The following is a 26,328-nucleotide window of genomic DNA, read 5'->3' as shown; positions in this document are numbered from 1 at the left end:
GTCGGCCCCGCGCACGCTCAACCCTGGCCCCCGGGCGGCGGAATGAACATGGGGATCAAGCTGACCTCGGATTCGGGCAGGTGGATCGGTTCACCGATGCGCTGCATGCCAAGCCGCTCCCACAGCAGGGCGTTCCGCTCGGACGAGGCCTCGCAATAGCCTCCAAGATCGAGGGAGACGGCGAGTTTCACCAGCTCGTCGGTGAGGGCGGTCCTGGCATCCGTGCCGCGCGCCTCCGGGCGTACGGCGGCGAGCGCGATGTGCCCGTGCCGCGGAAGGCCGTCCGGATAGTTCGTGTCGAGCGCTTCGATGAGTTGGAGGCAGCGCTTCTCCGCGGGGCCGGTGGAGGCGGCGATATCCGCGAGGAACGCTTCCTCGTCCTCCGCGGAGACGGGGACCGTCCTCCCCGAGGGCGAGGGCTCCCACACGATGACGCCACTGTGGTCCGCCGTGACGATGGCGGTCCCCTCGTGGTCCAGCATGAATTTCACCCAGGCGCGCAGAAAGCCACGCAGGTAGCGCTCCCGCTCAGGAGTCTCCGGCGGTATCAGCCAATTGACGACCGGGTCGTCCTCGATGAAGGCCGCGGTAAGAGTGTCAACAATGGCGTCCAGATCCGTGGACGTCTTCACTTCGATCAATTTCATCACTTTCCATCCGGGGTTCGCGATACAGCAGGAAATCTGACCGCGCACTGCTGCCAGACGCCGGTCAGCCAGTCGGCGGCGATCCCGATCGGGGCGTCCTGAGCGTTGCCGCTCTTCGGCGGATCGTCATCGAGTGGTTCCTTCGCCTGCTGAGGGGCGAGGGTGTACGAGGAAGTGACCGCCGGCTCCCGGAACCCGGCGGGGGCAAGGCGCCGCGCGAACGCGTGCGGCGGAGCGGGCCAGGCGGAGAACTCGGGGGCGTACGGCACGAAGAGCGGGGCGTCCCCCGGCTGCTCGGCCGCTTCACCGGCGGACAGCTGGGCGTAGCGCAGCGGCCGCTCGCCGACGCACTCCGCGCACAGGTCGAAGAGGCGCTCGTCGGCGATGATCCGGCGCGGCAGGCACGACGCATGAAGGGAGACCAGACGTTCCCGGTAGGACTCGGTCCGGGTCGGCAGGGCGGGTGGGAAGACCGGGACCGGGATCACCCCGGCCCGCTCCATTCCCATGAAGGCGGTGATGAACTCACGCTGGTCCGAGAGCATGAGAATGGCGCGGTCCCCTGGCGTGAAGCCGGCGGCGGCGACCCCTCTGCCGATGCCCTCGGCAGCCTCTTTGAGATCGGCGAAGCTGAGGAATTCGGCCGACCCTCCTGGGGCAAACGTGAACCCTCGGGTAGTAGACAACATTCTACTAATGACACGAGACAAGCTCACGTAACGGAAACCTCCACCTGTGTGTTCTCCCGGCAGGGAGAACAGTTACCCGATAAGGCACTCGGCATTTCCAGTGGCGTGCCGATGAACGTATCAACGCAGCGAATCGCGAACATACAGCGGCCGGTGTAGCAGTAACTGCACTCTCTGCGGATGCCCGCCATCCACCCTCGACCGTATTCGGGGACCGTGTACTCCCAGACGGTGATCCGGGCCTGGCTCGGCCGACCGGCAGGAGGGAAAGGGGAAGCGGCAATTCCGTGCCTTACCGCAGTTGGGAAGGGGTTTGCGGCCCACCGCCCGGCCGAGCGACGGTATGCGGCCTGTCGCTTCGGGGTACCGCGCGGAGTGGAAAGCGCCCCGGCGGGCCGGTGGGCGCCCCGCGGTGGGCGGTGGCCATGCGCGCCTTTCATCACCTGTTCACCCGTTGACCTGGAAGGCCTGGATTCCGCCGACTTACGCGAAATCGGCGACCTGCGCCGTCAGTTTTTCCTTGCGTGTGTCACCGGCGCGTGCAAGGGTTTCCGGTGTCTGATCGGCTGGTGCGGCCCAGAGGAGGCACATTTGATCAGCGGGGGAAACGGTGATGTGGTGGAGGGTGCGGAGACCACATTACTCATCGCGGATGCGCACCCCTGGACAAGACTGGGGCTTTCCGCACTGTTGAACGCGGTGCCGGGGCTGAGCGTGGTGGCTCAGGCCTCGGACAGTGAAACCGCCTGCGCGTTGGCCGAGAGCGCCAAACCGGATATCGTCATCATCGACACCGATTTCCCGGATCTCGGCGGGGCGGAGACCATCCAGCGCATCCTGGAGGCGGACCCAGCGAACCCGCCGACCGCGCTCCTCATCACCTCGACGGTCGATGACAACGACATATACGCGGCCCTCCACGCAGGTGCCCGCGGAATTCTCCTGAAGAACATCCCGCCGGAGCAGATGACCGCGGCCGTCACGTCCGCCGCCCGCGGCAATATGGTCTTCTCGCCCGGCGTCATGTCACGGCTGGTCGACATCTGCACCCATCGCACCACACCGGTCGAATACGACGGTTCGCGGCTGGCGACGCTCACCATGCGCGAGGCCGAGGTGCTCAAGCTCGTCGCCAAGGGGTACGGGAACTCGACCGTCGCCAAGATTCTGCACATCAGCGAAGCGACGGTGAAGACACATCTCAACCGCGCCATGGGAAAGCTGGAAATCAGCAGCAGGGCCCAAGCCGTCGCCCTGAGCTATGAGTTCGGGCTGGTGATACCGCGGCAGCGGGTCTCGGGCCCGATGTCGAACGCCAACAGCGCATAGCCGCCGCACGACCTGGGCGGCCCCGTCCGGCCGTCCAGGTCCGCGTCGTCGGCCTGCCCGAGGATCGTCGGCCTCGCCGGCCCGTCAGGGCCTGTGGCCCGGGGGCCGGAGGAAAAAGAAAGTGTTTTCGAAGCGGACGCGAAGTGACGTGCGCAAGCATGGTCGGGCAAGCCCTGGTACACCACCGTAGGAGGATTTGTCATGGGGAACGGAAAGACGACCGAAAAGGCCCCGGTTTCCGGCCTGGAGACCGCTGTCCTGCGGGACGCCCTGGTGGTCCCGGTCCGGATGAGCCTCGGCTGGCCCGCCGCGCGCAGCTCTTCGGAACTCGTCAACGCGGTGCGTGGCGCCCAGCGCTGACCGCGCTGCCAGGACGGCCTTGGGCGCCGCGCGGCGCCCAAGGCCGGACGGTCTGCCGGCACTCGATGTCCTGCTCGCGGTTCTGCTCGCGCTCGACGGTCCGCCGGCGCTTGAGGAAGAAGGCAACACCCGGCTCATGACGCTGTTCTCGTTCCGCTCCTGCTTCGACGGAGCCGTGCCGCCGACGCCGGCCGACCCCGCGGCCCTCGGCACCGCCGCGTTCCGCGCCGTCTCCTACTGTGAACCGTTCCGCGCCGCCTCGGCGTACGGCTGGTACCTCTACCCGCCGCTGGACTGCTTTGTGAAGTGGGACGGGACCTCCTTCCGCTGGCTCGCCGAGGGCTGCCCCGACTGGCTGCCGCTGACCGAGGTGGCGGCCCAGACCATGCTCCGCGTGAGGGACGGCGACGCGCCCGACGACGACCCCGTGCTCGGCCTGCCGGTCTTCTCCGCCGCGCCCGAACCCGGGCTGCTCCAGGTGTGGACGGGCCTGGTCGCGCGTACCGCGCCGGAGTGGAGCCTGCTGGTGCGCGGCGTGCCCAACCTGCCGGGCAGCCTGACGTACGAGGTACAGGACGGGCTGCTGGAGTCCGGCTGGTGGCACGGACCGCTCGTGGGCAACCTGCGGTTCCGCCGCACCGACGAGGTGGTCCGGCTCTCCCGCAGGTACCCGCTGTTCGCCGTGCAGCCCGTGCCGTCCGAGGCGTACCAGAGCCGGACGCTGCGTCATATGGAGTTCGTACCGGCCGACTCCGACAGCCTGCCCGAGACCCGGCAGATGATCGCCGACGCCCTCGCGGTGCGACACGACGACCGGCCGGGCGGCTACCGCCGCGAGGTGGCACGCCGACGGCGCACAGACGAGGCGCCGGACGCCAAGGCCGCACCGCCGCAGTAGCCTTGGCCGTGGACCGTGCCAACCGTCCATGCCGACAGCCTGCGTCGACGGCGGATCCTCCGCCCGGAGCATCGAAGACGAGAACACCAGATGCGCTACCAGCTCCTAGGCCCCGTGACGGCCACCGGCCCGCAGGGGCCCGTGCCCGTGGCCGGGCCCAAACGACGGGCGGTGCTGGCGGCCCTGCTGCTGAACGCCAACCGGGTGGTGTCCGAGAGGCGGCTGTCCCATCTGGTGTGGGGGAACGACCCGCCGCCCAGTGTCCGCGGACAGATCCAGGTCCACGTCTCTGAGCTGCGGAAACACCTAGGCCGCTCCACCATACTCCGGCAGGCGCCGGGCTACCTGATCGTGGTCGGCCCCGGCGAGCTCGACCTGCACGCCTTCGACGAGGCCGTGGCACGGGCCCGCAGCGACATCGAAGCCGGCCACCCCGAGCCGGCCGCCGAACGGCTGCGCGCCGTGCTGGACACCTGGCGCGGACCGGCGCTGGGCGGGGTGACCGAATCACTTCGCGGACTGGAGGGACCCGGGCTGGGCGAGCGGCGGCTGAGCGCCCTGGAGGACTTCTTCGACGCCCGGCTCGCCGCCGGCCGCCACGTCCACACCGTCGGCGAACTGCAGCAGGAGGTCGGCCGCCACCCGTTCCGGGAACGGCTCCAGGTGCAGCTGATGCTGGCGCTGCACCGGTGCGGCCGTACCCCGGAGGCTCTTCAGGTGTACGCGGACACCCGTGCCCGGCTCGCCTCCGAGGTCGGCATCGAGCCGGGCCGCTCGCTCCGCGACACCCACCTGAGGCTGCTGCGCGAGAACACCACCGAGAGCGCGGCGGCCGGCACAGCCGCGCACGCCCCGGAACCCGGCGTCCCGGCCCTCGCGCCTGCCGTCACCCCGGCCGGTGCGCCGGACGGCCCAGGACCCCTGACCGAACGGGCGCTCCCGCCCCGGCAGCTGCCCCCCGACGTACCGCTGTTCGTCGGCCGGAGCGAGCAGCTGGCGTACCTGGACGGCCTGCTCACGGCCACCTCGACCACCGTGGTCGCCGCGATCGGCGGCGGTCCGGGGGTCGGCAAGACCTCGCTCGCGGTGCACTGGGCCCACCGGGTCCGTGACCGCTTCCCCGACGGCCAGCTGTATGTGCCCATGCGCCGGCGCGGGCCGGACGGGCCGCCGCTGGACCCGGCGGAGGCGGCGGCCACCGCACTGGAGGCGTTCGGTGTCCCCGGGCCGCGGATCCCGGCCGACCGGGCCGCCCGCCTCGGCCTCTACCGCAGCGTGCTGGCCGGCCGGCGGGTGCTGATCGTGCTGGACGACGCCCAGGACGCCGATCAGGTGCGGCCGCTGCTGCCGGGCGTTCCCGGCTGCCTCGTCGTGGTGACCAGCCGCACCCGACTGGTCGGGCTGGTCGCGGCCGAGGGCGCCTGGCCCCTCACCCTCGACCTGCTGTCGGCCCGCGAGGCCCGCGAGTTCCTGGCCCACCGCCTCGGCGCGGCCCGGGTGGCGGCCGAACCGGAGGCCGCCGACCAGCTCGGCGAGGTGTCCGCCCGGCTTCCGCTCGCCCTCGCGGTCGTGGCCGCCCGCGCCGCCACCTGTCCGCACTTCCCGCTCGGCGCCGTGGTCGAGGAGTTGCGGGACGCCTGCGGGGGCCTGGACGCGCTGCACAGCGGAGACCCGGCCACCGACCTGCGCACGGCGTTCGCCCGGTCGTACCGCCTCCTCAGCCCGCAGGCCGCCCGGCTGTTCCGCCTGCTCGGCCTCCACCCGGGGCCGGACATCACCCCGTCCATCGCCGTCGGCCTGCTGGGCGAACCGCTACGGCGGGCCCGCGCGCTGCTCGCGGAGCTGAGCCGGGCCCATCTGGTGTCCGAGGACGCACCGGGCCGGTACCGCAGCCACGACCTGCTCCGCGCGTACGCCCTGGAGCTCACCCTCGTCCACGACACCGACGAGGACCGCCGGGCCGCCCTCCACCGGCTGCTCGACCGCCCTGCGCACCCCGCGCACCGGGCGGCTCTGCCGCTCCCCGCCCCGGGGCCCGCCCCGGCCGAGATCGGCTGCCCCCGTCCGTGACGGGGGCCGGGAGCGTGAGCCTCAGCCGCTCGTCTCCGGGCGGTCGGGGTGGGACCAGTGGGTGTGGAAGGTGCCGGGGCGGTCCGTGCGCCGGTAGGTGTGGGCGCCGAAGTAGTCGCGCTGGCCCTGGAGGAGCGCGGCGGGCAGGCGGTCGGCGCGCAGGGTGTCGTAGTAGGCGAGGGCCGTGGAGAAGGCGGGCACGGGGATGCCGCGGCGGGCGGCGGAGGCCACGATCTCGCGCCAGGGTACCTGGGCGTCGGTGATCTCCGCGGCGAAACTCTCCTCGCCCACCAGGCTGACCAGCTCCGGGTCGGCGGCGTACGCGGCGCGGACGCGGTCCAGGAAGGAGGCGCGGATGATGCAGCCGCCGCGCCAGATCCGGGCGACCGCCCCGAGGTCGATCTTCCAGCCGTACTCGGCCGCCGCGTCCTGGATCATCTTCCAGCCCTGGTCGTACGCGATGACCTTGGAGGCGTACAGGGCGTGCTCGACCTGTGCGGTGAACCGCGCGGCCTCGGTGCGGCTGAGCGGGGGCGTGGTGCCACCGGGCAGACCGCGGTAGGCGGCGCGCAGTTCGGCCTGGCCGGAGGCGGCGCGGGCGAACGTGGCCTGGGCGATGGCGGTGACGGGGGAGGCCAGATCCAGGGCGGTCTGCACGGTCCAGCGGCCGGTGCCCTTCTGGCCCGCGGCGTCGGCGACGATGTCCACGAAGGGGTTGCCGGTGTCGGCGTCGGTGTGGGCGAGGACCTCGGCGGTGATCTCGATCAGGTAGGAGCCGAGCCGGCCCTCGTTCCAGGCGCGGAAGATGTCCGCGATCTCGGCCGGGGTGTATCCGGCGACCTGGCGGAGCAGGTCGTACGCCTCGGCGATGAGCTGCATATCGGCGTACTCGATGCCGTTGTGGACCATCTTGACGAAGTGTCCGGCGCCATCGGTGCCGATGTGGGTGGCGCACGGCTCGCCGTCGATCTTCGCGCTGATGGTCTCGAACATCGGGCCGAGGACGGTGTACGACTCCGCCGATCCGCCGACCATGATGGACGGGCCGTTGAGAGCGCCCTCCTCGCCGCCGGAGATACCGGTGCCGACGAAGTGGAGGCCGCGCTCGCGCAGCGCGGCCTCGCGGCGGCGGGTGTCGGTGAAATGGGCGTTGCCCCCGTCGATGATCATGTCGCCGGATTCCAGCAGTGGCGCGAACTCGTCGATGACGGCGTCGGTGGCCGCACCCGCCTGCACCATGATCACCAGACGGCGGGGGCGCTCCAGGGCGGCCACGACCTCCTCCGCCGTCTCGGCGGCCACGAAGGTGCCCTCGTGGCCGAACTCCTCGATGAGCGCGCGGGTGCGGTTCACGGTGCGGTTGTGGACGGCGACGGGGAAGCCGTGGCGGGCGAAGTTGCGGGCCAGGTTGCGGCCCATGACTCCCAGGCCGGTGACGCCGAGGGAAGCGGAGGTGTTCATGGGGCAGTTCCTTGACTGTGGCGGGTGGTCAGGTTGGGCGCGGGCGATCCCGTGACAGCAGATACGGAGCGGGGGCCGTGACGTTTCAACACCGGCGGCGACGACCGACAGCGCGCCCGGACAGGCGGCGTCCCGCGGTCCGCGGACGGGCACGACCGCGGCGAAGTAGCCGAGCCGGTGTTCGAAGTGATTCCGTATTTTTCTGCCAAATGCGTCTTCTGAAATTTGCGCTGAATCGCTAAAATCTCGGCATGTCGAATCCACATTCCGCGGCCGACCCCAGGGCGCAGGACATCCATGCGGGCCAGGCGTACTACACCAAAGGGCTGCTCACCGTATACGACTTCATGGTGTTAGGTCTGAGCTGCCGCTTCGCCTGGGGCTGCGGCAAGAAGGAAATCATGCGCAACTATGAGAGCGCGCTGGGCGCACGCCATCTGGAAATCGGCGCGGGGACCGGATATTTCCCGGCCAAGGCGCGGTTTCCGGTGGACCGCCCGGAGATCACGCTACTGGATCTCAACCCGAAGACACTGGAGTACGCCGGCCGGCGACTGGCGCGGCTGCACCCTCGAACCGTCCAGGCCAACGCGCTTGACCAGCCCTCTTCGTGGCACGGGGTGACTGAGGGAGGCTTTGACTCCGTGGCGCTGAATCTCCTGCTGCACTGCATTCCCGGCACCATCGCCGAAAAGGCGGACAAGGTCTTCGCGAATGTGGCGGCGATCGGCCGATCGGGTGCCCGGGTGGCGGGGAGCACCGTTCTGGCAAAGGGAGTCCCCGTATCTCGCGCGGCCCGTACCCTGATCCGCGATTACAACAAGCGGGGCTCCTTCCATAACGCCGATGACAGCCTCGGCGATCTGGAGATGATGCTCGGCAAGCATTTCTCCGAGCACCAGATCACCGTGCGCGGCTGTACGGCGCTGTTCTCCGCGGTTGTGCCCTGACAAACAACGAGCAAAAAGGGGAAGCGGGGCGGTGGACCGGACGAGACCGGTCCACCGCCCCCGCTGTTCAAAGGGTCAACCTCGCAGCAGCTCCTTGACGAGGTATTCGGCCAACGCCGCGGGCGTGGGGAAGTCGAAGGCCACGGTGGCCGGCAACGTCAACCCGGTGACGACAGCCAACCGGCGCCGCAACTCGACCGCGGTGACCGACTCAAGCCCCAGTTCCCGTACGCCCTCCTCCGGGCCGATGCTGTCAGGGCTCTCATGGCCGAGCACCGCTGCCAGTTGCTCCCGAACGGCGCCGAGCAGCAAGCCGTACCGCTCCTCGTCGGGCAGCGCGGCAAGCCGCTCCGGCCCTGCCGTCCGCTCCGGCTCCTGTCCGTGCCGCCCGCTCCCCGCGACCGCCGCGCGGCGGTCGCGGATCTCCGGGATACCGTCGAACAGCGCCGTCGAAGGGCGCTCCGCCAGGTAGTCCGCGACATCGCGCCACTGGATGTCGGCGCAGGCGAAGGACTCGCCGCGGCCTTCCACGAACGCGCGCTCCCACACGATTCCGAGCAGTTCCTGGGGCAACGGCCGCTGCCAGCCGCCGAGGACCGCACCGATGCCGTCGATACCGGCAGCGGCAGCGGTACCGGCCGCGGCAGCGTGGGTGGCCAAGAGGCCCAGGGCGAGCAGGGACCCGGCCCGGCCCTGCACACGGCGGCGTTCCACCAGCGCGCTCAGCCACATCGCCGCGGGCGCCTGCCATGCGTGGTCCGGTGCCCCCAGGAACCCGGCCAGCGGCACGCACACCACGAAGGACTTCAGATCCAGGTCCCCGGTGAGCGCGTCGAGGTGGCGCACCGGTGCGGTGAGCGCGTGGGTCGGCTCGTTCGGCTCGTTCGGCCCGTTCGGTCCGGCCGGGACGAAGCACACCACGCGGGTCAGCGGACACTCCACAGGTATTTTGGCCAGGACCTCCGCGACAGCCGCGCGATCGGACAGGTCGCAGGAGAGCACCGTGGCCTCCGCCCCCGCCGCGTCGGCCGCGGCCGTCAGCCGGGAGCGAGCCGCGTCGGCCTCCCCGCCCTCCGGCACCAGAACCATCACGTGCTCCGTGTCCTGACTCGCCAGCCACCGCACGGCCGGCTCGGCGGCCGGGTCCAGACCGTTGACGACCAGCGTGGTGCCGCTCAGCCCCAGGCCATCGCTCAGCCCCGGGCCATCGCTCACCTCCCGGCCGCCGCCTTCCCGGCGGGGCGCCGCGGCCAGCCGCCGCGCGAAGAGACCGCTGTCCCGGACAGCGAGCTGATCCGCGCCGGCACCCCCGGCGAGCACCCGCGCCAGGGCGGCGGCCACGGGCGGGCGAGCCCCCACCGGCAGGTCCACCACCCCACCCCAGCCGGCCGCCCGCTCGAGGCCGAGCCCCTGGGCCAGTCCCCAGAGGGCGGCTTGGTGGGGGTCGGGTGCGGGGTCGCTGGGGGTGGTGGTGACGGCGTTGTGGGTGATGAGCCACAGGGGGGCGGTGATGTGGTGCTGGTCGAGGTCGCGGAGGAGTTGGACGGTTGCGGCGAGGGGGTCTGGGGTGTGGGTGAGGGCGAGGAGGGACAGTACGCCGGTGATGGGTTGGCCCTCCGGGGTGTTGGTGAGCTCGTGTGGGGTGTTGCGGTGGGGGTCGCCGATGGGCAGGGGTACGGCGTGGGCGCCGTGGGTCGTCAGGGCTCGTGCGCACAGTTGTACGAGGGGGTGGTCGAGCCGGTCGTGTGGCGCTGCCACCAGCCAGCGTCCCGACAGCACTGCCGGGCCATCGGCCACCACCGGACTCCACTCGACCCGGTAGCACCAGGAGTCAGCCTCCGCACTCCGGCGCTGCGCTCGCCGCCACGACGCCAGAGCCGACACCATGGGCTGCAGCCCCTCGGGATCGGCGGTGCCGTCCAGACCCAGGGTCCGGGCGAGGGCCGACACGTCACCGGTCTCCAGCATCTCCCACAGCTGAGCATCCATGGACTCCCGCACCGTGCCCTGCTGGGGCGGCATGGTGGCGGGTGTGGTCGGGGGCCAGTAGCGCTGGTGTTGGAAGGCGTAGGTGGGGAGGTCGATCCAGGGGTGGTGGTGGGTGGTGTGCCGGTTGATGGGGGTGCCGTGGACGGCGAGTTCGGCGAGGGAGAGGGTGAGTTGGGTGTGGGTGCCGTGGTCGCGGCGGAGTGATCCGGTGACCACGGCGCGGGTGTTCAGGGCTTCGGCCGTTTCCTGGATGCTGGTGGTGATTACTGGGTGGGGGCTGATTTCGACGTATGCGCCGAAGCCCTGGTGCAGCGCGGTGGTGATCATGGGCGCGAATCGGACGGGTTCGCGGAGGTTGCGGAACCAGTATTCGGCGTTCATGTCCGAGCCGTCGGTGAGGCGTTCGTGGAGGGTGGACCAGATGGGGATGTTGCCGGGGCGTGGCTGTATGGGGGTGAGGCCCTTGAGGAGTTGGTCGTGGACGGTGTCGATGTGGGGGCTATGGGAGGCGTAGTCGACCGCGATCGACCGGGCTCGTATCTGTTGTTCCTCGCATGTGGCCATGACCTGGGTCAGGGCTTCTGGGTCGCCGGAGATGACGGTGGTGGTGGGGCCGTTGACGGCGGCGATGCACACCCGGCCCTCCCATGGCTTGATCAGCTCGTTCGCCTGGTCGGCGTCGGTGGCGAGGGAGGCCATGCCGCCGGCTCCGGTGAGGGTCAGCAGTGTGCGGCTGCGGAGTGCCACGACGCGTGCCGCGTCCTGGAGGCTGAGGGCTCCGGCGACGCAGGCGGCGGCGATCTCTCCTTGGGAGTGGCCGATCACGGCGGCGGGGGTGATCCCTTGGTTCTGCCACCAGGCTGCCAGGGAGACCATGACTGCCCACAGGGCGGGCTGGACGACGTCCACGCGGGTCAGGGCGTCCTCATCGGCCAGCACGTCCCGCAGTGACCACGGCACGAACTGTGAGAGGGCCTGTTCACATTCGGTCAGGCGGGCCGCGAACACCTCGCTGGTTTCGGCGAGTTCCAGTCCCATGCGTACCCATTGGGCACCTTGGCCGGGGAAGACGAACACCACCTGATCGGCGCCTGGTACCGGCGTGCCGTGCACGACACCGGTCGCCGGGCGGCCGGTTGCCAGGGCTTCCAGTCCGGTCAGGAAGCCTTCGCGGTCTTCGGCGACGACCGCTGCGCGGGTGTCCAGGGCGGCGCGACGGGTGGCCAGGGCATGCCCGACCGCGGCCGGGTCGAGGTGGTCTTGCGTGCTTAGCCAGTCCCGCAGGCGTGCGGCCTGGCCTCGTACGCCGCCTTCGCCGCGGCCTGATATCAGCCAGGGCACTGCCCCTGGCACGGGGGCCGTGCCGGCCTCCTCGGCCGGTGTGTGCGGTGCTTGTTCGAGGATGACGTGGGCATTGGTGCCGCTCATACCGAAGGAGGAGACGGCGGCGCGGCGGGGACGATCGGCTGCCGGCCAGGCGCGGTGTTCGGTGAGGAGTGACACGGCGCCCGCCGACCAGTCAACCTCTTCCGAGGGCCGTTCCACATGCAAGGTGCGTGGCAACTCGCCGTGTTGGAGCGCCATCACCATCTTGATCACGCCCGCCACGCCGGAGGCGGCTTGGGCGTGCCCGATGTTCGACTTGAGCGAGCCGAGCCACAGCGGGCGGTCCTCCGCGCGTCCTTGTCCGTAGGTGGCCAGGAGTGCCTGGGCTTCGATGGGGTCGCCGAGTCGGGTGCCGGTGCCGTGTGCTTCGACGGCGTCGATGTCGGTTGCGGTGAGTCCTGCGTTGGTGAGTGCTTGTCGGATGACTCGTTGTTGGGATGGGCCGTTGGGGGCGGTGAGGCCGTTGGAGGCGCCGTCCTGGTTGACGGCGGAGCCCCGTACGACGGCGAGTACCCGGTGGCCGTTGCGCCGGGCGTCCGACAGCCGCTCCAGCAGCAGCAACCCCACGCCCTCGGCCCATCCCGTGCCGTCCGCGTCCGCCGAGAACGCCTTGCACCGGCCGTCCGGGGAGAGCCCCTGCTGCCGCGAGAACTCCACGAAAGCTCCGGAGGTGGACATCACCGCGACGCCGCCCGCGAGCGCGAGTGAGCATTCGCCGGAGCGGAGGGATTGGGTGGCGAGGTGGAGGGCGACGAGGGAGGAGGAGCAGGCGGTGTCGACGGTGACGGCGGGTCCTTCGAAGCCGAAGGTGTAGGCCACGCGGCCGGAGACGACGCTCGCGGCGTTGCCGGTCAGCAGGGTGCCGGTGGTGCCTTCGGGGGTGTTCATGAGCAGTGTGGCGTAGTCCTGGCCGTTGGTGCCGGCGAATACTCCGGTGTCGGTGCCGTGTAGTGAGCGGGGGTCGATGCCGGCGCGTTCGAACACCTCCCATGCCGTTTCCAGGAGCAGTCGCTGCTGTGGGTCCATGGCGGTGGCTTCGCGTGGTGAGATGCCGAAGAAGCCGTTGTCGAAGAGTGGGCTGTCGTAGAGGAAGCCGCCGGAGTGTGCTGTGCTTGTTGCGCTGTTGCCTGCCGCGGTGCCGAGCAGTTCCTTCAGGTTCCAGCCGCGGTCGTCGGGGAAGGGACCGATGGCGTCCACACCGGTCGCCACCAGATCCCACAGTTCCTCCGGGGCGCGTACTCCGCCGGGGTAGCGGCAGCTCATTCCCACGATCACCACGGGATCGACGTCCGCACGAGCGTCACCGGACCGCGCCACCACGCGCCCGGGCTCCTCGTCCTCAGTACCAGTGAGCTCATGACGCAGATGGCGGGCGAGAGCCGTGATCGTCGGCTGGTCGAAGGCGAGGGTCGGCGGCAGCAGAAGGCCGGTGACCTCGGTCAGACGGTCTCGGAGCTCTACGCCGGTCACCGAGCTGAAACCCAGGTCCTGGAAGGCGCGATCGACTTCGACTTCGGCTTCCGGATAGTGGAGCACCTGGGCGGCTTCGGCCCGTATGAGCCTGATCAGGTGGCGCTCCTGTTCGGCCGGGGAGAGCGGGGAGAGCCGGGCCAGCAGCCGTTCGGTGGTCTCGGAGCCCGCTCCGGCCAGTGGTTTGACGGCGTCCTCGGTGGTGGGATCGACGAGGGCATCGACCTCCACGGCCTCGGCATCAGCGCCCGTTCCCGTGCGTGTGTGCGTGTCCGTGCAGGCGACCCAGTAGTGCCTGCCCTGGAAGGCGTAGGTGGGCAGGTCGTGCCAGCCCGCCCAGGTGGCTGCGGCGCTCCCGTAGACGGCGTCCCAGTCCACCGGAACGCCGTGGACGGCCAGCCGGGTCAGGCCGGTGACCAGTGTGGCGGCCTCCGGCCGGTCACGGCGCTGCATGGCGACGGCCAGGATCGGGCCGGAAGCCCCGGGCAGCCGGTCGGCGACCGTCTGCTCCACCATGCCGGACAACACCGCATCCGGACCCAGCTCCACGAAGCCGGTGGCGCCGGACTCAGCGGCTGTGGCGATCGCGTCGGCGAACCGCACGGTGCAGCGGACCTGGCTTACCCAGTACGCGCGGTCATTCCACTCGCCACCCACCGTCGTACCCGTCACGGTGGAGACGACCGGCAGTTTCCGTTCCCGGAAGGAGACATGTGCCAGTGTCTCCGCGAAGGCCCCGGTCATCGGAGCCATGAGCGGAGAGTGGAAGGCATGGCTGCCCCGCAGTCGCTTCACTCTGCGGCCCCGCTCCTGCCAGGCGCGTGCCAACCGCTCCACCGCCGCCTCGTCACCGGAGAGCACCACCGAGTCCGGCCCGTTGACGGCGGCGACGGCGACGCTGTCCTCGTAGCCGGTCAGCCGCTCCCGGGCCTCCTCGGCGTCGGCCTGCACCGCGACCATGGCGCCGCCGGCGGGCAGTTCCTGCATCAGCCGACCGCGGGCGGCCACCATGCGCGCCGCGTCCTCGAGCGACAGCACTCCCGCCACATGCGCGGCGGCGATCTCGCCCACCGAGTGGCCGATCAGGAACCGGGGCCGTACGCCCCAGGACTCCACCAGCCGGTACAGGGCCACTTCAACGGCGAACAGGCCCGTCTGCGCGTAGACGGTCTGGTCCAGCAGCTGCGCCGCGTCGCTCCCCGGCTCGGCCCAGACGACCTGCCGCAGCGGGCGGGGTACGGAGCCGGAGAGCTCCCGGTCCACGGCCGCGCACACCGCGTCGAACGCGTCGGCGAACACGGGATGGCGCCGGTGCAGGCTCCGCCCCATGCCGGGCCACTGCGCGCCCTGGCCCGGGAAGACGAATGCCAGCTGGTGGGCGTCGGCGGCCACGGTCCCGCGTACGAGACCGGGCGCCGGTTCGTCCGCGGCGAGGGCTTCCAGCCCGGCGAGGAAGCCCTCGCGGTCCGCGGCCACTACCGCCGCCCGGGTGTCGAGGCCGGCGCGGCGGGTGGCGAGCGCGTGGCCGACGCCTGCCAGGTCGACGGTGTCCATGCTCTCGTGTGCGGCCAGCCATTCCCGTAGCCGTGCGGCCTGGCCGCGCACACCTGCCGGGCCCCGGCCGGACACCAGCCATGGCACCTCCCCGGCCACCGGGGCGCTTCCGGTGCCGGTGCCGGCCGGGCGGGCAGTGGCCGGCTCGGCCCGGGTTGCGGGAGGCTGTTCCAGGATGACGTGGGCATTGGTGCCGCTGACCCCGAAGGAGGAGACACCGGCGCGGCGGGGACGATCGGCTGCCGGCCAGGCACGGTGTTCGGTGAGGAGCGACACCGCGCCCGCCGACCAGTCGACCTCCGCGGAGGGGCGGTCGATGTGCAGGGTGCGCGGTAGTTCGCCGTGCTGGAGCGCCATCACCATCTTGATGACACCGGCGACGCCTGCGGCGGCCTGGGTGTGGCCGATGTTGGACTTCACCGAGCCGAGCCACAGCGGTCGGTCCGCGGTGTGCTCGCGGCCGTAGGTGGCCAGGAGTGCCTGGGCTTCGATGGGGTCGCCGAGTCGGGTGCCGGTGCCGTGTGCTTCGACGGCGTCGATGTCGGTTGCGGTGAGTCCTGCGTTGGTGAGTGCTTGTCGGATGACTCGTTGTTGGGATGGGCCGTTGGGGGCGGTGAGGCCGTTGGAGGCGCCGTCCTGGTTGACGGCGGAGCCCCGTACGACGGCGAGTACCCGGTGGCCGTTGCGCCGGGCGTCCGACAGCCGCTCCAGCAGCAGCAACCCCACGCCCTCGGCCCACCCGGTGCCGTCGGCGTCGGCGGAGAACGCCTTGCACCGGCCGTCCGCCGCCAGGCCGCCCTGCCGGGAGAACTCCACGAAGGCGCGCGGGGTGGCCATGACGGAGACCCCGCCGGCCAGCGCGAGTGAGCATTCGCCGGAGCGCAGGGATTGGGTGGCGAGGTGGAGGGCGACGAGGGAGGAGGAGCAGGCGGTGTCGACGGTGACGGCGGGTCCTTCGAAGCCGAAGGTGTAGGCCACACGGCCGGAGACGACGCTCGCGGCGTTGCCGGTCAGCACGGCGCCCGTGGCCGCTTCGGGGGCGTCCATCACCAGCGTTGCGTAGTCCTGGCCGTTGGTGCCGGCGAATACTCCGGTGTCGGTGCCCTGGAGCGACCGTGGGTCGATGCCGGCGCGTTCGAACACCTCCCATGCCGTTTCCAGGAGCAGTCGCTGCTGGGGGTCCATGGCGGTGGCTTCGCGTGGTGAGATGCCGAAGAAGCCGCCGTCGAAGAGCGGGCTGTCGTAGAGGAAGCCGCCGGAGTGCGCTGTGCTTGTTGCGCTGTTGCCTGCCGCGGTGCCGAGCAGTTCCTTCAGGTTCCAGCCGCGGTCGTCGGGGAAGGGACCGATGGCGTCCACACCGGTCGCCACCAGATCCCACAGTTCCTCCGGGGCGCGTACTCCGCCGGGGTAGCGGCAGCTCATTCCCACGATCACCACGGGATCGACGTCCGCACGAGCGTCACCGGACCGCGCCACCACGCGCCCGGACCCCTCGTCCTCAGTACCAGTGAGCTCATGACGCAAATGGCGGGCGAGAGCGTCGGGGGTCGGGTAGTCGAAGACCAGAGTGGCGGGCAGCCGCAGCCCGATGGCGCTGTTCAGCCGGTTCCGGAACTCCACCGCGGTCAGCGAGTCGAACCCGAGGGTGTTGAACGCGCGCTTCGGGCCGATGGCCGCGGCCTCGGCGTGGCCGAGCGTCCCCGCGGCAGCGGTCCGGACCAGCTCGAGCAGCACCTCGTCCTGCTCCGCGCCGGGCAGCCCGGCGAGCCGCTGCCGTAGCCCCGCGGTGCCGTCGGCCGACGTGGCCGCCGACGCGGGTGTGTCCGCGTGTTCCATGGCCTGGCGTACGTCAGGGATCTCCGAAAGCAACCGGCCCGGCCTACCGCCGGCCCGCGACACGAAAGCCGCCCAGTCGATGTCGGCGACGGCGAGATACGTCTCGTCGTTGTCCAGGGCCTGCTGCAGGGCGGTGAGCGCCAGCTCCGGGCGCATACCGGGGAACCCGCCGCGCCGCAGCCGCTCGCCACGTCCGGGGTGGTCGGCCAGCCCCTCGCCGGCCCAGGCGCCCCAGGCCACGGAGGTGGCCGGGAGACCGGCGGCGCGGCGCCGGTGGGCCAAGGCGTCGAGGAACGCGTTGGCCGCCGCGTAGTTGCCCTGCCCCGGGCTGCCCAGCGTGCCGGCGGCGGAGGAGAACAGCACGAACGCCGACAGGTCGTGCTCCCTGGTCAGCAGGTCCAAGTTGACCGCGGCACGCGCCTTCGGGCCCAGGACGCGGTCGAAGCGCTCGGGTGTCAGCGACTCGACCACGCCGTCGTCGAGAACCGCCGCCGTGTGCACCACCGCGGTCAGCGGATGCTCGGCCGGAATCCGGTCGAGCAGTGCGCGCAGGGCTTCGCGGTCGGAGACGTCACAGGACGCGACGGTCACCCGGGAGCCGAGCTCGGTCAGCTCGGCCACCAGCTCAGCCGCGCCGGGGGCCGAACCCCCCTGCCTGCTGGTGAGCAGCAGGTGCGGGGCGCCGCTCCGGGCCAGCCAGCGGGCCACATGCCCGCCCAGGGCGCCGGTCCCTCCGGTGATCAGCGCGGTGCCGCGCGGTGCCCAGGCGCCTGCCGGACGGCCGTCCGCCGAGGCACGGACCAGCCGCGGGGCGGACAGTCCGGCACCCCGGACGGCCAGTTGGTCCTCGTCCGCGCGCCCTGCCAAGGCCATGGCGAGCCAGGATTCCGACCGGTCGTCAGGCATCTCGGGCAGGTCGACCATCCCGCCCCAGCGGTGCGGGTGTTCCTGCGCGATGACACGGCCCAGTCCCCAGAGGGCGGCTTGGTGGGGGTCGGGTGCGGGGTCGCTGGGGGTGGTGGTGACGGCGTTGTGGGTGATGAGCCACAGGGGGGCGGTGATGTGGTGCTGGTCGAGGTCGCGGAGGAGTTGGACGGTTGCGGCGAGGGGATCTGGGGCGTGGCTCAGGGCGAGGAGGGACAACACGCCGGTGACGGTGTCGGTCGGGCAGGGGAGTTGTTGGTGGGTCGCTGCGTCGGCGGGGTCGCCGATGGGCAGTGGTACGGCGTCGGCGCCGTGCGTGGTCAGGACTTGTGTGCACAGTTGTACGAGGGGGTGGTCGAGCCGGCCGTGTGGCGCTGCCACCAGCCAGCGTCCCGACAGCACCGCCGGGCCATCGGCCACCACCGGACTCCACACGATCCGGTATCGCCATGAGTCGACCACCGCACGGTCACGCTGTTCCTGCCGCCAGGACGCCAGGGCGGGCAGCACGGTGTCCAGGGAGGGTTCCCCGGAGTCGGTGTCCAGGCCGAGGGTCTCGGTCAGTTCGCCGACGTCACCGGACTCGAGGATCCGCCACAGCCGTGCGTCCGCCGCCTCGCTTCCGCTGTCGGTGGAGGGAAGGGCGGTGGGTGTGGTCGGGGGCCAGTAGCGCTGGTGTTGGAAGGCGTAGGTGGGGAGGTCGATCCAGGGGTGTTGGTGGTGGGTGGTGTGCCGGTTGATGGGGGTGCCGTGGACGGCGAGTTCGGCGAGGGAGACGGTGAGTCGGGTGTGGGTGCCGTGGTCGCGGCGGAGTGATCCGGTGACCACGGCGCGGGTGTTCAGGGCTTCGGCCGTTTCCTGGATGCTGGTGGTGATCACGGGGTGGGGGCTGATCTCGACGTATGCGCCGAAGCCCTGGTGCAGCGCGGCGGTGACCACGGGCGCGAATCGGACGGGTTCGCGGAGGTTGCGGAACCAGTATTCGGCGTCCATGTCCGAGCCGTCGGTGAGGCGTTCGTCCAGTGTGGACCAGATGGGGACTTCGCCCGCCCGGGGCCGTACGGGCGCGAGGTCCTTGAGGAGCCGGTCGTGCACGGCGTCCACGTGGGGGCTGTGGGAGGCGTAGTCCACCGCGATCCACCGGGCTCGCACCCCCCGCCCCTCGCACTCGGCCACCACCTCGGCCAGGGCGTCCTGGTCGCCGGAGATCACGGTGGCCGACGGGCCGTTGACGGCGGCGATGCACACCTGCCCCGACCATGCCTCGATGAGTCCGGCCACGGTGTCGGGGTCGGTGGCGAGGGAGGCCATGCCGCCGGCTCCGGTGAGGGTCAGCAGCGCGCGGCTGCGGAGTGCCACGACGCGTGCCGCGTCCTGGAGGCTGAGGGCTCCGGCGACGCAGGCGGCGGCGATCTCTCCTTGGGAGTGGCCGATCACGGCGGCGGGGGTGATCCCTTGGCTCTGCCACCAGGCTGCCAGGGAGACCATGACTGCCCACAGGGCGGGCTGGACCACATCCACCCGCGCCAGCGCGTCCTCATCGGCCAGCACGTCCCGCAGCGACCACGGCACGAACTCCGACAGGGCCGCTTCACACTCCGCCAGACGCGCTGCGAACACCTCGCTGGTCTCCGCCAGTTCCAGTCCCATCCGCACCCATTGGGCACCCTGGCCGGGGAAGACGAACACCACCCGATCGGCACCCGGCACCACCGCCCCGTTGACGACCCCAGGTGAGGGTTCTCCAGCGGCGATCGCCTCCAGTCCGGTCAGGAAGCCTTCGCGGTCTTCGGCGACGACCGCTGCCCGGGTGTCCAGGGCGGCGCGACGGGTGGCCAGGGCGTGACCGACCGCGGCGGTGTCCACGTCGCTTCGAGCGCTGAGCCAGTCCCGCAGGCGTGCGGCCTGGCCTCGTACGCCGCCTTCGCCGCAGCCTGATATCAGCCAGGGCACTGCCCCCGGCGCGGGGGGCGTGCCGGCCTCGTCGGCCGGTGTCTGTGGTGCCTGTGGTGCCTGTTCGAGGATGACGTGGGCATTGGTGCCACTGGCGCCGAACGAGGAGACCCCCGCGCGGCGGGGCCGGTCCACCTCGGGCCACGCGCGGTGCTCGGTGAGGAGCGACACCGCGCCCGCCGACCAGTCGACCTCACCCGACGGACGTTCCACATGCAACGTGCGCGGCAACTCACCGTGCCGCAGCGCCATCACCATCTTGATGATCCCGGCGACACCGGCCGCGGCCTGCGCATGCCCCATGTTCGACTTCAGCGTCCCCAGCCACAGCGGCCGGTCCTCCGCACGCCCCTGGCCATAGGTGGCCAGGAGCGCCTGGGCCTCGATGGGGTCGCCCAGCCGGGTACCCGTACCGTGCGCCTCGACGGCGTCCACCTCGGCCGGCGACACCCCCGCGTTCGCCAGCGCCTCCCTGATCACCCGCTGCTGCGACGGACCATTGGGCGCCGTCAATCCGTTGGACGCACCGTCCTGGTTCACCGCCGAACCCCGTACGACGGCGAGTACCCGGTGGCCGTTGCGCCGGGCGTCCGACAGCCGCTCCAGCAGCAGCAACCCCACGCCCTCGGCCCATCCCGTGCCGTCCGCGTCCGCCGAGAACGCCTTGCACCGGCCGTCCGGGGAGAGCCCCTGCTGGAGTGAGAACCCCACGAACGTCTGCGGGGTGGACATCACCGTCACCCCGCCCGCCAGCGCGAGCGAGCACTCGCCCGCCCGGAGCGACCGGGCGGCCAGGTGGAGGGCCACCAGCGACGACGAGCACGCGGTGTCCACCGTCACCGCGGGCCCTTCGAAGCCGAAGGTGTACGACACCCGGCCTGATGTGAAGCTGCCTCCGCTGCTGTTGCCGAGGAGTCCTTCGAGCTCCTTCGGCGCGCCGGCCACATCGGTGCCGTAGTCGTGGTACATCAGGCCGGCGAACACGCCGGTGCGGCTGCCCCGCAGCGACTCCGGGGGGATGCCGGCCCGCTCCAGCACCTCCCAGGCGGCCTCCAGCAGCAGCCGCTGCTGGGGGTCCATGATGAGGGCCTCGCGCGGCGAGATGCCGAAGAGGTCGGGGTCGAAGTCGGCGGCCTCGTACAGGAAGCCTCCTTCGGCGGCGTAGGTCTTGCCGGGGACCCCGGGCTCCGGGTCGTACAGCCGGCCGACGTCCCATCCCCGGTCGGTCGGGAAAGGGCCGACCACATCGGCGCCCGAGGCCACCAGACGCCACAGGTCCTCCGGCGAGCGCACCCCGCCGGGGTAGCGGCAGCTCATGCCCACGATCACCACCGGGTCGTCCGCCGGGTCGGGCGCGGTGGGCCGCTCGGGCGGCGCGGCGGGGGCGGGCGGCCCGGCCGGGCCGCCGGTCAGCTGGGTGTCCAGCCAGCGCGCCAGCTCCTCGGGGCTGGGGTAGTCGAAGACCAGCGTGGCGGGCAGCCGCAGCCCGGTGACGGCGTTGAGCCGGTTCCGCAACTCGGTCCCGGTGAGGGAGTCGAAGCCCAGTTCCTTGAACGGCCGGGCGGCCTCCACCGTCCCGGTCGAGTCGTGGCCCAGGATGGCGGCGGTCTCGGCGCGCACCGCGTCCAGCAGGGTCCGGTGCCGCTGGTCGTCGTCGAGGCCGGCCAGCCGCTGTGCCAGTTCACCGGAGGCGCCCGGCCCGGTGTCCGCGCCCGTGCCGGCGCCGGCGCCGGCGCCGGGGCGGACGGTGTCGCGGCGCGGGGCGGGGAGGAGGGGGCGCAGCATGGCGGGTACGTCGGCGGGGTCCAGCGCGCGCAGCGCGCCCAGGTCGATCGAGGCGGTGACCGCGAGCGGGTCCGCGGCTGCCAGGGCGGTGTCGAACAGGTCGAGCGCGGTCTCGGTGGACATCGGCATCATGCCCATACGGGTCAGCCGGGCCAGGTCCTGTTCGGTGAGGTGTGCGGTGAGGCCGCTGCGTTCGGCCCAGAAGCCCCAGGCGAGGGAGAGGGCGGGGTGGCCCTGGGCGGTGCGCCGCTGGGCGAAGGCGTCCAGGAAGGCGTTCGCCGCCGCGTAGTTGCCCTGCCCGGCGCCGCCCAGCACTCCGGAGGCCGAGGAGAAGACCACGAAGGCGGACAGGTCGCGGTCGCGGGTCAGCTCGTCCAGCAGCAGTACCGCGTCCAGCTTGGGGCGCAGTACCCGCTCGAAGTGCCCGCGGGTCAGGGATTCGAGGACCGTGTCGTCCACGGCGCCGGCCGTGTGGACGACGGCCGAGACGGGCCACCGGCCGAGGAGCCGGGTGAGCACGGCCCGGTCGGCCGCGTCACCGGACACGGTGGCGACCTCGGCGCCGAGCCCGGCGAGCTCGGCCGAGTACTCCTCCGCTCCGGGCGCGGCCAGGCCCCGGCGGCTGAGCAGGACCAGCCGCCGCACCCCGTGGGCGGTGACCAGGTGCCGGGCCACGATCCGGCCGAGCGTGCCGCTGGCGCCGGTGACCAGCACGGTGCTGTCGGGGCCGAAGGCCGCGGGGGTGTCCTCGCGGAGTTGGCCGCGCCGCAACTGGGGCGCGTAGGCGGTCCCGGCACGCAGGGCGAGTTGCGGTTCGGTGGCGTCCGTGACGTCACGCAGGGCCGTCCACGAGGCCGGCTCCCCGTCCACGTCCACGGCGAGGAAGCGCCCGGGGTGCTCCGACTGCGCGGCGCGCAGCAGCCCCCACACAGGAGCCTGCACCAGGTCGGGCTCCTCTTCCGGGGACGCCGCCACCGCGCGCCGGGTCAGTACCACGAGGCGCGACGCGGCGAGGCGTCCGTCCGTGGCCCATCGGCCGAGCAGTTCGGCGGTGCGCGTGAGCACATCGCGTACGGCGGCGCCCGTGGACTGCCCGGCCGGTCCTGTTGCTTCCGCGCCCGGAGCGGGGCACGGGGCGAAGACCAGGTCCGGTGCCGGGTGTCCCGCCTCGACCGCGGCGGCGAGCTCCGAGACGTCGGCGTACACCTCCGTTCCGGCCGGCGTCCCGGTCAGTTCCGCGGGCAGTCCGTCCGTGCCCCGGCCGAGGACCGCGGTCCGGATGGCGGGCTTCTCCGCCGTGGTGGCGGCCGAGGTTCGCGGGGTCCACTCGACGCGGAAGAGCGACGGGTGCCCACGGCGGGCGGCGCGCAGCCGGTCGGCGGTCACCGGACGGGAACGCAGCCCCCGGACCTCGGCGACGGACTCTCCCGTCGGCGTCGTCATCGCCACGACCACCTGGTCGCCGCCGTCCGCCACGGTCAGCCGGACGCGGAGGGAGGTGGCTCCCGCGGTGTGTACGGTGACGCCGTGCCAGGCGAACGGCAGCCTGATCCCGTCACGGAGCGCCTCGGGACCGTCTTCGACGGCGGCGAGGACCACCGGATGGAGGGCGGCGTCGAGCAGCGCGGGGTGGATTCCGTATCCGGAGGCGTCCTGGTCCTGTTCCAGCGCCACCTCGGCGAACAGCTCGTCGCCGCGGCGCCAGGCGGTACGCAGCCCCTGGAACGCGGGACCGTATTCATAGCCCTGCTCGGCGCACCGCTGGTAGAAGTCGCCGACGCTCAGCGGCACCGCGTCACGCGGCGGCCAGACGGCGCCGACCGCCGATGGTCCTTCCCCACGCCGGGGCGGCGGTCCCGCGGGGACCAGGTAGCCCGTGGCGTGGCGGGTCCACGGCTCGTCGTCGCCGTCGCCCTCCGCACCGGCGTAGACGTCGACCGGCCTGCGGTCGGCCTCTCCGGCGCCGACCACCACCTGGATCCGCACCGCCCCGTGCTCGGGCAGCACCAGGGGCGCCTCCAGGGTCAGCTCGGCCACCTGCGAGCAGCCGACGTGGTCACCGGCCCGGACGACCATGTCCACGAACGCCGCGCCCGGCAGCAGGACCACGCCGTGCACCGCGTGGTCCCTCAGCCAGGCCTGGGCGCCCAGCGACAACCGGCCCGTGAGCACCACGCCTTCCCCGTCGGCGAGTGTCACCACCGCCCCGAGCAGGGGATGGTGGGCCGAACCCAGGCCCGCGCCGGTGAGGTCGGCGGCGCCGTCGGAGGCATTCGCCCAGTACCGCTCGCCCTGGAAGGCGTAGGTGGGCAGGTTCACCCACGGCTGGTCCTGGCCTCCGTGGACGGCGTGCCAGTCGACGGGCGTGCCGTGGACGGCCAGTTCCGCCAGGGAGAGCGTCAGCTGGTCGCGGGTGCCCCGGTCACGGCGGAGGGACCCGGTGACGACCGCCCGGACCTGCGACGCCTCGGCCGCTTCCTGGATGCTGGTGGTGATCACCGGGTGCGGGCTGATCTCGACGAACGCGCCGAAGCCCTGGTGCAGCGCGGCGGTGACCACGGGCGCGAACCGGACGGGTTCGCGGAGGTTGCGGAACCAGTACTCAGCGTCCATGTCCGAGCCGTCGATGAGGCGTTCGTCCACTGTGGACCAGATGGGGACCTCGCCCGCCCGGGGCCGTACGGGCGCGAGGTCCTTCAGGAGCCGGTCGCGCACGGCGTCCACGTGGGGGCTGTGGGAGGCGTAGTCCACCGCGATCCACCGGGCCCGCACCCCCCGCCCCTCGCACTCGGCCACCACCTCGGCCAGGGCGTCCCGGTCGCCGGAGATCACGGTGGCCGACGGGCCGTTGACCGCCGCCACCGACACCCGGCTCTGCCGGTCTCCGAGCCATCCGGACACCTGCTCGGCCCCGGCGGCGACGGACACCATGCCACCCGCACCCGAGAGGGACAGCAGCGCTCGGCTGCGGAGTGCCACCACCCGGGCCGCGTCCTGAAGGCTCAGCGCACCCGCCGCACACGCGGCGGCGATCTCCCCCTGGGAGTGCCCGACCACCGCGGCAGGAGTGACCCCCTGCGCCTGCCACCAGGCCGCCAGCGACACCATCACCGCCCACAACGCGGGCTGGACCACATCCACCCGCGCCAGCGCGTCCTCATCGGCCAGCACCTCCCGCAGCGACCACGGCACAAACTCCGACAGGGCCGCTTCGCACTCCGCGAGGCGGGCGGCGAACACCTCGCAGGACTCCGCCAGCTCCAGCCCCATCCGCACCCACTGCGCGCCCTGACCGGGGAAGACGAACACCACCCGATCGGAGCCCGGCACCACGGAGCCACGCACCACACCGGCCGCCGGACCACCCGACTCCACAGCCTCCAACCCGGCCAGGAAACCGGTCCTGTCCACCGCCACCACGGCCGCCCGGGTGTCAAGCCCCGCCCTGCGCGTGGCCAGGGCATGCCCCACCGCGGCCACCTCGACCTCACCCCGCGCGCCCAGCCACTCCCGCAACCGCGCGGCCTGTCCCCGCACGCCCCCTTCACCACGGCCCGACACCAGCCACGGCACCGCCCCGGGGGCCGGAGCGCTCGTCGGCCGGGTGGACTCCGGTGCCTGGGGGGCCTGTTCGATGATGACGTGGGCGTTGGTGCCGCTGGCGGCGAACGACGAGACCGCCGCCCGGCGGGGCCGGTCCGCTTCCGGCCACGGCCGGTGCTCGGTCAGCAGCGACACCGCGCCGGACGACCAGTCGACCTCGGCCGACGGCCGCTCCACGTGCAGGGTCCGCGGCAACTCGCCGTGCCGCAGCGCCATCACCATCTTGATGATCCCGGCCACCCCCGCCGCGGCCTGCGCGTGCCCGATGTTCGACTTGAGCGAGCCCAGCCACAGCGGCCGCTCCGCGCTGTGCTCCCGGCCGTAGGTGGCCAGCAGCGCCTGTGCCTCGATCGGGTCTCCCAGCCGCGTCCCGGTGCCGTGCGCCTCGACGACGTCCACCTCGGCCGCCGGCAGCCCCGCGTTCGCCAGAGCCTCCCGGATGACGCGTTCCTGGGCGAGGCCGTTGGGGGCGATGAGCCTGCTCCTGGCGCCGTCCTGGTTGACGGCGGAGCCCCGTACGACGGCGAGTACCCGGTGGCCGTTGCGCCGGGCGTCCGACAGCCGCTCCAGGAGGAGCAGGCCCACGCCCTCGGCCCACCCGGTGCCGTCGGCGTCGGCGGAGAACGCCTTGCACCGACCGTCGGCCGCCAGGCCCCGCTGGCGGGAGAACTCGACGAAGGTCCGCGGGGTGGACATGACCGTCACCCCGCCCGCCAGGGCGAGCGAGCACTCGCCCGCCCGGAGCGACCGGGCGGCCAGGTGGAGGGCCACCAGCGACGACGAGCACGCGGTGTCCACCGTCATGGCCGGGCCCTCGAAGCCGAAGGTGTACGACACCCGCCCGGAGGCGATGCTGCCCGCGGTGCCGCCGCCCAGCAGCCCCTCCAGCTCCGGGGCGGTGCGCTCGGCTCCGGTGGCGTAGTCGTGGTACATCAGGCCCACGAACACGCCGGTGCGGCTGCCGCGCAGGGTTTGTGGGGGGATGCCCGCCCGCTCCAGCGCCTCCCAGGTCAGCTCGAGCAGCAGCCGCTGCTGCGGGTCGGTCGCCAGGGCCTCGCGCGGGGAGACGCCGAAGAAGTCGGCGTCGAACCTGGCGGCGTCCTCGAGGAAGCCGCCCTCGCGGGTGTAGATCTTCCCCGGGCGCTCCGGATCCGGGTCGTACAGGGTGTCGATGTCCCATCCCCGGTCGGTCGGGAACGGGCCGATCACATCGGCGCCCGAGGCCACCAGCCGCCACAGGTCCTCCGGGGAGCGCACCCCGCCGGGAAGGCGGCAGCACATGGAGACTATCGCGATGGGCTCCTGCTGCTGCTCCTCGGCCTCACGCAGCCGTTGCCGGGTCTGGTGCAGTTCGGCTGTGGCCCACTTGAGGTGTTCGAGGAGCTTTTCTTCGTTCGCCATGACGCTGACGCCACCAACCCATT

General features: G+C 72.1%; 9 protein-coding genes. 5 read left to right on the top strand and 4 right to left on the bottom strand.

Annotated features, from left to right (window positions below):
- Positions 1–17: 17 nt before the first annotated feature.
- On the bottom strand, positions 18–647 hold the full coding sequence (locus ACFZDL_RS10245) for a hypothetical protein (protein WP_353596242.1): 630 nt from the start codon (positions 645–647) through the stop codon (positions 18–20).
- A complete protein-coding gene (locus ACFZDL_RS10240; protein ID WP_353596243.1) occupies positions 647–1,336 on the bottom strand; it encodes an AMP-binding protein in 690 nt (229 codons plus the stop codon). The genes ACFZDL_RS10245 and ACFZDL_RS10240 overlap by 1 nt, the downstream gene beginning before the upstream one ends.
- A gap of 591 nt (positions 1,337–1,927) precedes the next feature.
- On the opposite strand from ACFZDL_RS10240, the gene ACFZDL_RS10235 reads away from it, so the two are divergent.
- From ACFZDL_RS10235 to ACFZDL_RS10220, 4 genes are all read left to right on the top strand, one after another.
- Positions 1,928–2,665 (top strand): response regulator transcription factor, encoded by a 738-nt coding sequence (locus tag ACFZDL_RS10235; RefSeq protein ID WP_353596244.1) that lies wholly within the window; start codon positions 1,928–1,930, stop codon positions 2,663–2,665.
- Between the two features lie 201 nt (positions 2,666–2,866).
- Positions 2,867–3,025 (top strand): hypothetical protein, encoded by a 159-nt coding sequence (locus ACFZDL_RS10230; RefSeq protein WP_353596245.1) that lies wholly within the window; start codon positions 2,867–2,869, stop codon positions 3,023–3,025.
- A gap of 19 nt (positions 3,026–3,044) precedes the next feature.
- Positions 3,045–3,923, top strand: coding sequence for a DUF6065 family protein (locus tag ACFZDL_RS10225; protein WP_353596246.1), 879 nt, complete (start codon positions 3,045–3,047; stop codon positions 3,921–3,923).
- Between the two features lie 90 nt (positions 3,924–4,013).
- Positions 4,014–5,993 (top strand): BTAD domain-containing putative transcriptional regulator, encoded by a 1,980-nt coding sequence (locus ACFZDL_RS10220; RefSeq protein WP_353596247.1) that lies wholly within the window; start codon positions 4,014–4,016, stop codon positions 5,991–5,993.
- Between the two features lie 21 nt (positions 5,994–6,014).
- On the opposite strand, the gene gndA is transcribed toward ACFZDL_RS10220, so the two are convergent.
- The gene (gndA, locus tag ACFZDL_RS10215) at positions 6,015–7,454 is read right to left on the bottom strand and encodes an NADP-dependent phosphogluconate dehydrogenase (protein WP_353596248.1); all 1,440 of its coding nucleotides are present in this window, start codon (positions 7,452–7,454) and stop codon (positions 6,015–6,017) included.
- 251 nt (positions 7,455–7,705) lie between these two features.
- On the opposite strand from gndA, the gene ACFZDL_RS10210 reads away from it, so the two are divergent.
- Positions 7,706–8,404 carry a class I SAM-dependent methyltransferase gene (locus ACFZDL_RS10210; protein ID WP_353596249.1) on the top strand — a complete coding sequence of 233 codons (699 nt, stop codon included), beginning with the start codon at positions 7,706–7,708 and terminating at the stop codon, positions 8,402–8,404.
- 75 nt (positions 8,405–8,479) lie between these two features.
- Here ACFZDL_RS10210 and ACFZDL_RS10205 read toward each other — a convergent pair whose 3' ends face one another.
- Positions 8,480–26,305 carry a type I polyketide synthase gene (locus ACFZDL_RS10205; protein ID WP_391190844.1) on the bottom strand — a complete coding sequence of 5,942 codons (17,826 nt, stop codon included), beginning with the start codon at positions 26,303–26,305 and terminating at the stop codon, positions 8,480–8,482.
- Positions 26,306–26,328: the final 23 nt, after the last annotated feature.

The sequence above is a fragment of the Streptomyces sp. NPDC007917 genome (genome assembly GCF_042959105.1).
Taxonomy (GTDB): domain Bacteria; phylum Actinomycetota; class Actinomycetes; order Streptomycetales; family Streptomycetaceae; genus Streptomyces.
The sequence above is the reverse complement of the archived record's forward strand: the minus strand, read 5'-3'. Positions and strand labels throughout refer to the sequence as shown.

Coding starts and splice junctions, on each gene's coding strand:
- ACFZDL_RS10245 (WP_353596242.1), bottom strand. CDS start 647: ATGAAATTGATCGAAGTGAAGACGTCCACGGATCTGGACGCCATTGTT.
- ACFZDL_RS10240 (WP_353596243.1), bottom strand. CDS start 1,336: ATGTTGTCTACTACCCGAGGGTTCACGTTTGCCCCAGGAGGGTCGGCC.
- ACFZDL_RS10230 (WP_353596245.1), top strand. CDS start 2,867: ATGGGGAACGGAAAGACGACCGAAAAGGCCCCGGTTTCCGGCCTGGAG.
- ACFZDL_RS10220 (WP_353596247.1), top strand. CDS start 4,014: ATGCGCTACCAGCTCCTAGGCCCCGTGACGGCCACCGGCCCGCAGGGG.
- gndA (WP_353596248.1), bottom strand. CDS start 7,454: ATGAACACCTCCGCTTCCCTCGGCGTCACCGGCCTGGGAGTCATGGGC.
- ACFZDL_RS10210 (WP_353596249.1), top strand. CDS start 7,706: ATGTCGAATCCACATTCCGCGGCCGACCCCAGGGCGCAGGACATCCAT.
- ACFZDL_RS10205 (WP_391190844.1), bottom strand. CDS start 26,305: ATGGCGAACGAAGAAAAGCTCCTCGAACACCTCAAGTGGGCCACAGCC.